This window comes from Nonomuraea sp. NPDC049725 (assembly GCF_040674795.1).
GTDB lineage: Bacteria > Actinomycetota > Actinomycetes > Streptosporangiales > Streptosporangiaceae > Nonomuraea > Nonomuraea ceibae.
In genome coordinates this window covers 17479-29496 of record NZ_JBFANJ010000023.1, presented here as the reverse complement: position 1 = coordinate 29496, position 12018 = coordinate 17479, and the positions used below count along the sequence as shown (strand labels likewise).

The 12018-nt window shown below is 74.8% G+C and carries 7 protein-coding genes; 2 read left to right on the top strand and 5 right to left on the bottom strand.

Translation table 11 applies throughout. The features are described from left to right. Positions 1 to 46 precede the first annotated feature (46 nt). Positions 47 to 1291, top strand: coding sequence for an acyltransferase (locus AB0J53_RS39900; protein ID WP_364182203.1), 1245 nt, complete (start codon positions 47 to 49; stop codon positions 1289 to 1291). Here AB0J53_RS39900 and AB0J53_RS39895 read toward each other — a convergent pair. Further along, positions 1237 to 3054, bottom strand: coding sequence for a hypothetical protein (locus AB0J53_RS39895; protein ID WP_364182200.1), 1818 nt, complete (start codon positions 3052 to 3054; stop codon positions 1237 to 1239). The two genes, AB0J53_RS39900 and AB0J53_RS39895, sit on opposite strands and share 55 nt — an antisense overlap. 32 nt (positions 3055 to 3086) lie before the next feature. Here AB0J53_RS39895 and AB0J53_RS39890 point away from each other — a divergent pair, with 32 nt between their 5' ends. Next, the gene (locus AB0J53_RS39890; protein ID WP_364182198.1) at positions 3087 to 3827 is read left to right on the top strand and encodes a methyltransferase domain-containing protein; all 741 of its coding nucleotides are present in this window, start codon (positions 3087 to 3089) and stop codon (positions 3825 to 3827) included. Here AB0J53_RS39890 and AB0J53_RS39885 read toward each other — a convergent pair. Genes AB0J53_RS39885 through AB0J53_RS39870 form a run of 4 tightly spaced genes read right to left on the bottom strand, consistent with a single transcriptional unit; the run spans position 3768 to position 11888 of the window. Then, positions 3768 to 4742, bottom strand: a complete 975-nt coding sequence (locus AB0J53_RS39885) for a DUF3068 domain-containing protein (RefSeq protein WP_364182195.1) — start codon at positions 4740 to 4742, stop codon at positions 3768 to 3770. The genes AB0J53_RS39890 and AB0J53_RS39885 overlap by 60 nt on opposite strands. Next, entirely contained in the window at positions 4739 to 6553 is a 1815-nt protein-coding gene (locus AB0J53_RS39880) for a hypothetical protein (protein ID WP_364182192.1), read from the bottom strand. Before AB0J53_RS39880 ends, AB0J53_RS39885 begins: the two co-directional genes overlap by 4 nt. After that, positions 6550 to 10692 carry an alpha-(1->3)-arabinofuranosyltransferase gene (locus tag AB0J53_RS39875; RefSeq protein WP_364182189.1) on the bottom strand — a complete coding sequence of 1381 codons (4143 nt, stop codon included), beginning with the start codon at positions 10690 to 10692 and terminating at the stop codon, positions 6550 to 6552. Before AB0J53_RS39875 ends, AB0J53_RS39880 begins: the two co-directional genes overlap by 4 nt. Continuing rightward, positions 10689 to 11888 carry a glycosyltransferase family 4 protein gene (locus AB0J53_RS39870; RefSeq protein WP_364182187.1) on the bottom strand — a complete coding sequence of 400 codons (1200 nt, stop codon included), beginning with the start codon at positions 11886 to 11888 and terminating at the stop codon, positions 10689 to 10691. The genes AB0J53_RS39875 and AB0J53_RS39870 overlap by 4 nt, the downstream gene beginning before the upstream one ends. Positions 11889 to 12018 lie beyond the last annotated feature (130 nt).

Genomic DNA, 12018 nt, shown 5'->3' with positions numbered 1-12018 from the left:
GTATGTTATTGCCGCCAGTGAGCGACGTCACCAGGGATGCGGAAACGTGACCGAAACAGGTTCTACATCGGCGGGCAGACCCGTGGTGTCCGGCCGCCAGCCCGCGCTCGACGGCATCCGCGCCGTCGCCGCCCTCGCGGTCCTGCTCTTCCACGTCTCCATGGAGGCGGGCACGGCGCTCCAGCCCGGCTTCCTCGGCGGGCTGCTGTCGCGCGGCGAGATCGGCGTGCCGATCTTCTTCACGCTCTCCGGCCTGCTGCTCTACCGGCCGTGGGCGGCCGCCCTGCTGACCGGCGACCCCGAGCCCGCCGCCGGCCGCTACCTGTGGCGGCGCTTCTTCCGCATCGTCCCCGCCTACTGGCTGGTCGTCGCCGTCGCGCTGCTGCTGTGGGGCGGCGCGCACCGCGGCGACGTGTGGACGTGGGCGAAGATGCTGTTCCTGGTGCACATCTACGACCTCGACCCGTGGTGGTTCGGCCTCGGGCCCAAGGGGCTCGGCCAGATGTGGAGCCTCGCGGTCGAGGCGGCCTTCTACCTCACGCTGCCGCTCATGGCCGCCGCCCTGCGCGCCTTCGCGCTGCGGGCCGGGCCCGGCGTCGCCGCCCGCGCCAAGCGCCTGCTGATCGGCCTGGCCGTCTTCGGCGCGCTCTCGTACGTGTACACGATCTTCGAGTACTTCCCCGAGTACCGGCCGTGGATGAACGTATGGCTGCCGCGCTCGTGGACGTTCTTCGTGCCCGGCATGGCGCTGGCGGTGCTGACCGTCTGGGCCAGGGCAGAGGACGGCCCGGCACGGCGGCTGGGCGCGGCCCTGGCGGCCTCGTGGGGCACGCTGTGGGTCATCGCCGGCCTGGCGTACGCCATCGCGGCCACGCCGCTCACCGGGCCGCGCTTCGTCGGCCTGGGCGGCATCTGGACCGCGTTCTCCGAGCAGCTCCTCTACACGGTCATCGCCTTCTGCCTGGTGGCGCCCGCCGCGCTGGAGCCCGAGGGGGTCACGCGGGTGCGGCGGGTGATCGGCGGGCGGGTGATGAGCCGGCTGGGCGAGATCTCCTACGGCGTGTTCCTGTGGCAGTTCGTGGTGATCTATCTCTGGTACGACTTCACCGGGCAGCAGCCGTGGAGCGGCAACCTGCTGGTCAACCTGGTCGCGATCGGCGCGATCACGGTCGGGCTGTCGGCGCTCACCTACCGCTGGGTCGAGACGCCGGCCAGGGCGCTGATCCGGTTCGTGCCTCACAGGGCGGGCCCCGGCTCGCCGAACGCGACCGCCCTGAGACAGAAGCCCTGAGCCCCCGCGCCCGCCACGGTGACGCGCAGCCCGGCGCCCGCGCCGTCGTGCGGGACGTAGAACAGGCCGCCGTCGGCGGGCGTGGCGGGCAGGCTCGCCGCCCGTTCCGTGCCGCCCAGGTCGGCCACCACCCGCACCGGCACGTCGCTGACGTAGGCCAGGGCGACGACCATGCCGGGCCCGCCCATCGACTCGACGGGGAACATCGCGCCCGCCGGATAGCACTCGGCGCCGGCCACCTCGTCGAAGAACGGCACCACCCGGCCCACCGGCACCAGCTTCCCGGCGTCGTCGAACACGTACGGCCTGGCCGACGGGCGCGGGTCGCGCATCCGCCGCCGCGTCTCCGGGTCGGCCAGCGGGCCCAGCACGTTCGAGGTGAGCCGCCGGGAGCCGTTCCACGGCAGCACGATGTGCGGCGGCACCGGCCGGTCGTACACGTCGAGGTCCGGGGCCTCGGCCAGCGACTGCCGGGCGGCGTCCAGGTAGGTCCTGACGCGGTCGCCGGTGAGGGTGTCGGCGTAGGCGTTGGTGGAGACCAGCGCCGTGACCACGAAGGCGGCCGTGAGCGCGCCCGCCGCGGCGGGCAGGCCGCCGGGCGTCCGCCTCCGCACGGCGTCCTCCTCCCCGGCGACCGGCAGCGCGGCCAGGGCCAGGCAGAGGGCGAACAGCACGGCGGCGTCGGCGACGTAACGCGTCTCGGCCCCCACCATGTCCCACAGCGTGGCGCGGGCGATCACCGTGGGGACCGCGTCGGCCACCACGACGTAGGCGGCCAGGATCGCCCACGCCCGCCAGGCCCGCCGCCGGTACACGCAGGTGAGCGCCACCAGCAGCGCGATCAGCGCCCACGCGGCCACCACCGTGACCGTCTCCGGGTCCGCGAGGCCGCCGGTGGCGGTGACGCCGCCCCAGCGCAGCGGCCCGCCCACGGCGCCTGTCGGGAACGTCTCCCCCAGCAGCCGGCGCACCACCCCCGGCACCAGCTCGGCCTTCGGCCCGGTCAGCGCGTCAGACCCGGCGCTGTCGCGGCGCAGCAGGTAGAGCACCGCGTAACCGGCCAGCAGCGCCCCCTGCGCCCACCAGCCGGGCCGGCGCAACTCCGCCAGGATCGAGCGGGCCCACAGCCCCCCGCCGAGGAAGGCGCTGGACACGCCGAGGATCACGAAGGGGATGAACACCCCCTTGGTGGAGAAGGCCATGCCGGCGGCCGTCCAGATCAGCGCGTGCCACCTGCCCTGCCCGGTCCTGGCGTACCGGACGTGCGCGGCCAGCGCGCCCGCCAGCGCGAGCTGGAGCGGGACCGCGTTGAGCGCCGCCGACCACCAGCTCATCGCGGGCACGGTCAGCGGCGCGAACACGTACACGGCCAGCGGCGCGAGCACCCAGGGCCGGTCGCCGAACAGCCGCCGCAGCAGCACCAGGAACATGACCGACGCCGCCGCCTGGAGCGCGATCGTCACGAACGAGACCAGCGCCCAGCTGTAGGGCGCGACCGCCGAGAGCACCCACACCAGCGCGAGCGCGCCCGGCATGAAGTGCCCCTTGTGCACCCGGGTCAGATAGTCCCAGGTCAGGCCGCTGTCACCGGCCGCGGCGACGAACAGGAAGTCGTCCTCGACGAAGTACGCCCGGCCCAGCACGCTCGCCCTGAAGGCCAGCGAGATCGCGACGAGCAGCAGACCGGCGCCGACGACCGGGCCGGTGCCGAGGGAGGGCAGGGTGATCTGAAAGCCGGCGGGGCGTTCGTCCTGGACCGTCAACGCGTTCCCTCCTCTGGAGTATGCTCCGCGCCGTGGACACCCCTGCACCGTTCCGGGCGGATCTGGCGAGGTCCGTCCGGCTGCTGCGCGCCTTCCGCCTCGAACAGAGCGATCCCGACTTCTTCTACGGCACGCTGGCCGCCGACACGGTGGCGCAGCTCGGCACGTACACGGATCTCGACGGCGCGACGGTGGCCGACGTGGGCGGCGGGCCCGGCTACTTCGCCGACGCGCTGCGCGCGGCGGGGGCGCGCCCGGTGTGCGTCGACTGCGACGCCGGCGAGATGCGGCTGCGCGACGGCGCGCCGCCGCGCGACGCGGTGCTGGGCAGCGCGCTGGACCTGCCGCTGGCCACCGGCTCGGTCGACGTGTGCTTCTCCTCCAACGTGCTGGAGCACGTGCCGGACCCGCGCCGCATGGCGGACGAGATGGTCCGCGTCACCCGGCCGGGCGGCGTCGTCTACCTGTCCTACACGATCTGGCTGTCGCCCTGGGGCGGCCACGAGACCTCGCCGTGGCACTACCTCGGCGGCCACCGGGCCGCCCGCCGCTACGAGCGCACGCACGGCAGGCCGCCCAAGAACGTCTACGGGGAGAGCATGTTCGCCGTCGGCGTGGCGGGGCCGCTGGCGTGGGCGCGCCGCCACCGCGACGTGGACGTGCTCGACGCGATCCCCCGCTACCACCCGCGCTGGGCCCGGCATGTCGTCCACCTACCTGGCGTCCGCGAGCTCGTCACCTGGAACCTGTTGCTGGTCCTGCGCCGCAGGTGAGCGCCGCCGCGCCAGCCACAGCGCGGCGGCCACGCAGCCCACGCCGAGCAGCCCGCCGCCGACCGGCGCGACCGTCCCGGCGACCAGCTCCCAGCGCCGGTAGAAGGCCGCCGTCTCCAGCGCCGCCCGCACGTCGCCCGCCGCCGTGGTGAAGTCGGCGTCCAGCGCCACGAGCCTGCCGCTCCCGTCGGCCGTGACGAGCGTCTCCGTCACCCGGTCCGCGGTCTTCACGGGCAGCCCGCTGACCGGTTCGACCCAGAAGGTCCGGCGGATCTCCGCGTAGCGGGCCACGCCCACGTCGCCCGCGCCCTTGAGCCCGAGCAGCCGGCGCGGCACCGGCGGCTGCTCCCCCGGCACGAGCTGCCGCGGCGTGCGCTGCGCGTAGCGGTGCGTCTCGACGCCGCGCACCCGCTCGACCCCTTCGTACGTGACCGGCACCGCCCGGCGCAGCCGCAGGTCGAACAGCGTGTAGTCGCCCGGCTCCGCCCGGAACGGCCACCGGTACGCCTGGCCCGACTGCTTGATCCGGGCGTCCTCGTCCAGATACTCGCCGCAACAGTTGACGATCACGCCGGTCCGCCGGTTGAAGGCCAGCCGCCGCTCGTGGTAGTCGAGCCGCCGGTCGTCGCGGGTGGCCAGCGAGACCGACTCGGTCCACACCGCCCGCCGCTCGTCCCCGGCCAGCACGTCGCCGATCAGCCAGCGGGTCAGCACCAGCGGGCCCCGCTGCGGCTTCATCGTGGCCGGGTCCAGGTAGGTCGCGGACTCGGCCACCGACCTGGTCATCGTCTGCTGCTCCAAGGGCGCCACGAACACCCGCGCGGAGACGTGCCAGCGCATCAGCGGGACCAGCGTCAGCAGGAACGCCCCGGCCGCGGCCAGGACCAGCGCGAGGGTCGTACGGCTCACGTTCACGGGACGGGCACCGCCTGACCGGGGGTGACCGCGCCGACGCACACGCCGGGCGGCAGGTCGGGCAGCACGATGCGGTCCGCGCCGGGCTCGGCGACCATGAACACCTTGCCGAGCCCGGCGCGCAGCTTCACGTCGACGGGCCGGTCGGCCATCCACATCGTGACCTCGGTGTCGGCGCGGGCGGAGTAGCCGAGCCTGATCAGCGTGCCCTCGACGCGCGGCGGCGAGGCGGCCAGCGGCACCTGCACGGTCCCTCCTGTCGCGGGCCAGCAGCCGTCGGGCGTGCGCGGCGCGAGCTCGGTCCCGGCGACCTCCACCGGCCGCAGCCGGCCCAGGTCGTCGAAGACCAGGCCCTCCAGCGCCGCCGGCGGGTCCTGCATGCGGGCCCGGAGCTGCGGCGACGCCATCGCGCCCAGCACCCTGGAGGTGAGGCTGTAGGTGCGGTAGCCGCCCGGCACCACGTCGGCGGGCACCAGCCGGTCGTAGACGACGGCGCCGGGCGCGGCCTTCGCCAGCTCGGCGCGGGCGGTCTCGATGTAGCCGTGCCTCCGGTCCGCGCCCAGGTAGCCGGCGAAGATCGTCACCGAGACGAGCGACGCGCCCGCGAACACGCCGAGGGCCGCGCCGCACAGCCCGCTCACCCGTTCCCTGGCGGGCAGCGGCCTGCGGTACGGCTCGGCCTCACCGGGCAGCGGCAGCAGCACGAGCCCGACGACGAGCGCGAGCAGCGGCGCGGCGTCGGCCACGTAGCGGGTGTCCGTACCGGCGAACGAGCCGAGCAGGTGCACCCGCCCCCACAGGACGGGCAGCGCGTCGGCCACGACGGCGTAGCCGAGCAGCAGCCCCCAGGCCAGGTACGCCCGCCGCCGGTAGTAGCCGGTCACCACGACCAGCAGCGCGAGGACCAGCAGCGAGAGCACCACCAGCGCGGTGGGCGGCGCGGCGACGCCCCAGTCGCCGCCGGCGAACCACTTCCACGGCCCGCCCAGCACGGTCGTCGCGAACGTCCTGCCGAGCAGCTCCCACAGGAAGCTGGCGGCCTGGTCGAAGAGGGGCAGGCCGCCGGTGTTCGGCGCGGCCAGCGACCGCTGCGCGTACAGGGCGCCGAACGCGGCCAGCACGCCCGCGTACATCAGCCAGGCTGCCAGGCGTCTGCGCAGCCCGCCGAAGTAGATCGCCGTCAGCGCGAGCAGCACCAGCGGCACGGCGAAGCCCTTGACGAAGCCGAGCAGCCCGACCAGCACCCACGCCGCCGCCGCCACCGCGTGGCGCAGCCGCCCGGTGCGCAGGTGATGCCAGTGCGAGGCCACCGCCATCGGCAGCGCGAGCTGCAGGAACACCGTGTTGAGCGCCGCCGCCCACCAGGCGAGCGCCGGGAACGTGATCGGCGCCAGCAGGAACACCAGCAGCGGCGCCAGGATCGCCGGCCGCGCGCCGAACACGACCCGCAGCATGCGCAGCACGGCGAGCCCGGCGGCCGCGTGCAGCACGAGCACGCCGCCCGCCGCCGCCCCCCACCCGTACGGCTCCAGCCGGGCCGAGAACCAGGCCAGCAGGAACCCGCCGGGCATGAACTGGCCGAAGTGGATCCGGGTCAGGTAGTCGAAGGAGAGCCCGTTCTCCACCGCCCTGGCCACGAACTCGTAGTCGTCCTCCTTGAAGTAGGCGTGCTGGAGGAGCACCGCCTTCCAGACCAGCGCGGCGGCGACCATCACGACCCCGGTCAGCACCACGCCGTGCCGGCGCACCGCCCTGACCAGCGGCCCGGGCACCGCGATCACGATCCGGCCGCGCTGCTCCGTCGTCGTCATGGCACGCTCGTCATGGTCGGGCCGCCCGCGGCGACGGGGACGGGGGCTCGGGTCCTGGGCGCGGGCCGCGTCCTGGCTGCGGCCTCGACGCAGAGCTGCGCCAGCAGCGGCACGCACAGGAGCTGCGTCCACAGCCCGCCCACGCCGGCCGCGACCCCGGCGGCGGCGACCAGATACAGCGCGATGCCCGCGTACGGCCCCGACAGCGGGCGCAGCAGCCGGGCCCGCGGTCCCGCGCGCAGGTGCTCGGCGTCGCGCAGCGGGCGCAGCCACAGGCCCGGCAGGAACGTGAGCGCCGCGACCACCGCGCCCGCCGGCCCGCCCACCCAGTAGCCGACCGCGACGGCCACGGGCAGCATCAGGCCCGCGCGCGGCGCGGCCGGCCGGCACGGCGGCAGCCGCCGCAGCCGCCCCCGGCCGGGCGTCAGCGCCAGCGCCACGACCAGCAGCGCGAGCGCGCCGCCCGCCGCCAGCCCGGCCCGGTACGGCTCGTCGGGGACGTACGTGAGCGTCACGGTCCCGGACGTGTACGCGGGCACGAACCAGGCCTGCCGCCAGCCGTCGAGCCGCACCGGCTTGAGCTCGGCGACTCCCAGCGTGGCCTTCCAGCCGGCGTTGAAGTTCTCGTTGACGACCAGGTAGGAGTCGGCGGTGACGTCGACCTGGACCACCCGCTCGCCCGGCTCCCAGCTCCGCACGGGCGTCTCGCGCATGCGCTGCGGCCCGGCCGGCCGCGCGTCCTCGTCGAGGCGGCGGACCACGGCGGACTCGACGCGGTAGGAGTCGCCGGGCCGCAGCGCCAGCCTGGTGCGCCCGGCCACCATGAGCAGCCGCTCGCAGGTCTCGAACCGCACCGGCCGCCCGGTGACGACGTCGTGCAGCGTGCCCTCGGTGACCTCGGTGTGGACGGTCCGGCCGTTCACGGTGAAGGTCGGGCCGTAGCCGCACGGCAGCCGCAGCGGGAAGCCGGTCAGCGCGCCGAGCGGGCTGGTGCCGGGGATCGCGATGTCGCTGATCTCGACGGGCCGGCCGCCGGACGCGCCGAACTCCAGCTCGATCTTCTTGGCCGACAGGGCGGGGAACTCGACGAGGCCGTCCTTGCCGATCCAGCTCTGCCGGACGCCGCCGTCCGCGCGGACCGTCACGCGGAGGGGCGGGGCGCCGAGGTAGGAGTCGGGCGTGGTGACGCGCAGCTCCGTCAGCGTGGTGTGGCGGGCCAGCTCGACGGTGAGCGTCGGCCTGGGGTCGAGCGGGTCGGCGAACCACACGGTTCTCGGATCGTCGTCGAACGCCCACCGGCCGGCCGCCGCGCCGTGCGCCACGGAGGTGGAGGATGCGGTGACGGTCAGCGCGTCGTCCGGCAGCGTGCTCAGCTTCTCCACGGCGACGCGGTCGCGCAGCACGGCCCGGCCGGTGACGGTGTAGTCGCCGTCCTTCCTGGTCGTGAAGAGGCGGTCGAAGCCGTGGCCGTCGTCGCCGAGCACCTCGTGGCCCTCGGAGCAGCTCCACACCATCGAGCCGCGCAGGCAGCCGGGCACGTCGCCCTGCCTGCTGAGCGCGATCGCGGGCTCCCCCGGCTGCTCGCCCGGGTCGGGCACGACGATCGAGCGGCCGGCCTGGACGCCGGGGATCGTCAGCTCGGTGATGCCGACGCGGCTGCCCAGCGCGCTCTCCGGCTCGTAGGCGGTGCGGGTGACGGTGACGCGCACCCTGGAGGTCGGCCCTTCGGGCACGGCCAGCTCCTGCGGCCCGGCGCCGGCCCTGACGTCCTGGCGCAGCTCGCCGGCGTCGGTCTCGACCACGACCTCGGCGGGCGGCGGCCCGATCGGCGCGGTCTCGAACGCCACCGTGATCGTGTCGAGCCGCCGGGGGCCGGCTAGCGCGACCTCCAGCCACTCGCCGGTCGCGCCCGTCCAGCCGGTGGAGCGCCAGCTCGTGCGCGGGTCGCCGTCGAGCGCGGCGAACGGCTGGTGCCCCGGCTCCCGCGCCTCACCGAACGCCGTGACGTCCGACTCCGCCGAGGACGCGCTCACCCCGGCGATCCCGCTGAACCCGGCCGTGGCCAGGTACCGCTCCCAGCCGGGGTCGAGCAGGTCGGCGGCCGGCGAGCTGCCGCGCCGCTCCTCGTCGGCCGTGAGTGTCGCGCTGGCGTTGCGCCGCAGGTCGGCGTAGGCCACCTCGCGGCGGCGCAGCGTGTCGGTGAGCACCGACTCGGCGGCGGGCAGCACGCCGTCGTCGTCGTTGAGCAGCACCGGCCGGTCGCCGTCGAGCAGCCCCTCCTCGGCCAGCGCCAGCACGGACTCGGGCGCGCCGCCGACGCGCAGCGCCCGGTCGGCGGAGACGGTGCCGACGAGCGGCGCGGCCCCGGCCACCTTGTAGACCTCGACCGCCGGGTACGGCTGGTCCAGCCAGGAGGCCGCCTGGCCGTGCCTGCCGACGCCCACGCCGGGCCCGAACCTGGCCTCCAGCGAGATGCCGGGCGAGTCCTCCAGCGCCTGGTGCACGCGGGCCGGCCAGGCGGTGCCGATCGTGGCCCGGTCCAGGTCGTTGCGGACCACCAGGTGGCTCACGCCGATGCGGCGCAGCGTGGCGGCCAGCCCGGCCGAGCCCTTGCCCGAGGCCAGGCGGTCGTCGATGGCCGCCATCAGCCGCGACCCGCCCGCCGACCCCCACGGCACGATCGTGTGCGTGGCCCACCGGGTCCGCGCGAGCGGCTGCAGCGGCTCGTCCAGCGGGCGGCCCCACAGGTACTCGCCGCGTTTGGCCCCCGGCACGGCCAGCACCATGCCGTCGCCGGCGTTGCGGCCCAGCCAGGAGACGGCCTGCTTCCAGTAGTCGGGGATCGCGGTGAAGCCGCCTGCCGGGGCGAGTCCCGCGTACAGGATGGGCAGGCCCGACAGGGCGACCAGCCCGGCCGCCGCGACGGTCAGGTGCCTGCGCAGGTCCGGCCGTACGAGGGTGATGAGGCCGGCGACGCCGAGGGCGGCGGGCAGCCGGATCAGCGCGTCGAACTTGTGCAGGTTGCGGAAGGCCGACAGCGGGCCGTCCAGCAGCTCGGCCATGAAGGCGGCGTGCGGGGTGCCGGGGTGCCCGGTCGTCACGATGACGACCCCCGCCAGCAGGCTGACCAGCAGGAACGTCCGCTCCGGGAAGGCGCGCAGGGCCAGCCCGGCGAAGCCCAGCGCGGCGACGGCCGAGGTGACGAGGATCAGCCAGGGGACGGTCGACTGCTGGTGGGCGTCCGGCAGCCACACCTGCCCGTCCACGGTGAGGAAGCTGAGCCAGCTCGACGTCCCGCGCAGCGCGTTGACCAGGGACGTGACGCTGGTCGTCGCGCCCGCCGTCTCGATGTAGGGCAGGAAGGAGAAGATGTAGCGGCCCAGCGTGAGCAGCGGCACGGCCCACCACAGCGAGGCGAGCGCGATCAGCGGCAGCCACCAGGCGATCAGCCGGCGTTTGACCGGGCCGCGCCCCCGGGTCAGCAGGTAGAGCATGGGGACGACGAGGACGGCCAGCTCGGCCACGGCGTTGACGCCGCCGCAGCACAGGAAGGCGAGCGCCGACAGCGCGGCGGCCCGGCGCGGCGACAGCGCCCTCCGAGCCCCCAGGACCAGCGGGAGCACGATCCACGGCAGCACGGCGCTGGGCAGGAACTCCGAGGAGTTGATGCCGATCAGCGCCTGCGCGTGCGGCGCGAGCGCGTAGGCGAACCCGGCGACGATCCGCGAGACCGGGCCGCCGATCCGCAGCGCGCGGGCGAGCTGCACGGTGCCGAGGAAGGCGGTGCACAGCACCAGCGACATCCACAGCCGCTGCACCGTCCAGGCTTCCATGCCCAGGTTGAGGCCGAGCGCGTAGAAGGGGCCCATCGGGAACAGGTAGCCGTACGCCTGGTTCTGCAGGTGGCCGAAGTAGGCGCCGTCCCACAGGTGCAGGGCCCTGCCGAGGAAGCCGAGCGGGTTGACCGCCATGTCGAGCTTCGTCTCGGGGATGATCTTCTCGGTGGAGGTGTTGAACGCGATCGCGACCAGCAGGAGGCAGCCGGCCAGCAGGCGCAGCCGGTGCCCGATCCGCTTGTCATAGCTCTCGGCTTCGGAGTCGGGGAGCTCGTCCCGTCGTCCAGGCGAGGCATGGGTCACTGATGGGCTCCGCCGCGATCTTGGAGTTCCGCCACGATAAGTTCAGTCATGTTAGCCCCAGTTCGGGACCAGGTGAACTCCTTTGCCCAGGCCCGACACGCTTTGGACACCTCAGCGCGGCGGCGCGGATCGGCCAGCTCCTTGAGCGCGCGGGCGGTCACGTCGGCCAGGCTCTCGCCGTCCCGCACGAGCCAGCCGGTGACGCCGTGACGCACCGAGTCGCGCAGCCCGGCCACGTCGTAGGCGACCGTCGGCACGCCGAGCGCCGCCGCCTCGATCACGGTCAGCCCCCAGCCCTCGAACTCCGAGGCCGTCACGTTCAGCGTCGCCCCGGCCAGCAGCGCGACCTTGCGCGCCTCCGGCACGAACCCGTGCAGCCGGACCCGGTCGCCCAGCCCCCGGGCGGCCACGTGCCCGGCCAGCGGGCCCGACTCCGGGCCGCGCCCGGCGATGTGCACGGTCAGGCCCGGCCACATCCCCGACAGCTCCCCGGCCAGGTCCACCACCCGGTCGATGCGCTTGTGCCCGACCAGCCGGCCCGCGTACACGATCACCGGGTCGGGGCCGGGCTCCCGGACCGGCGGCGGCTCGGGGTGCGCGCACCCGTTCGGCACGACGACGATCGGGCCCAGCCAGCGCAGCTTGCCGACCAGCTCCCGCCGGGACGACTCCGACACCGTGACCGTCATGCAGCGCCGGTAGACGAGCCGGGCGACGGGCCCCTCGACGAAACAGCCGATCACCGCCAGCCAGCGGGGCAGGAACGCGGCGAACTGCCGGTCGTGCACGTGGTGCACCAGGCACACCACCGGCGTGCGGCGCGGCATCACGAGCGGGGCGAAGAACGGGATGCCGTTCATCGAGTCGATCACCGCGTCGAAGCGCCGCCGGTGCAGCAGCAGCCATAGCGGCACCAGCAGGTAGACCAGGTACGGGTTGCCCATCCGGCGCAGCGCGATGCCCTCGCGCGTCTCGGCCCGGCGCTGGCCCCGCTGGCGTCCGGTCACGAACACCACCGAGGCGCCCTGGGTCAGCAGGTGGCGGCTGACCTGCCAGGCGTACTCCTCCGCGCCGCCCGCGGTCGTCTGCCTGGGCTCGCGGAAGTTGACCATGGCGATCCGCACCCCGGCGAGCGGCCCCTCGCCGCGGACGATTGCATGTGCCTGGTCGGCGTGCTCACCGGTGAAGACCACCATCACTCCTCGACGGCGGGCATGCGGGCATGGCGAAGCCACGCCCGGTGCTCCGCTGGTAAGGCCTTGTCAGGCGGGAAGGACTACCTGGTGCCGTAGTTGTAGAGCGGCTGGTTCGGCGGGGTCGGGGCCG

What these genes read in the sequence shown, in the direction of transcription:
- AB0J53_RS39880 (WP_364182192.1), bottom strand. Translation starts at nt 6,553, where the DNA reads ATGACGACGACGGAGCAGCGCGGCCGGATCGTGATCGCGGTGCCCGGG.
- AB0J53_RS39870 (WP_364182187.1), bottom strand. Translation starts at nt 11,888, where the DNA reads ATGGTGGTCTTCACCGGTGAGCACGCCGACCAGGCACATGCAATCGTC.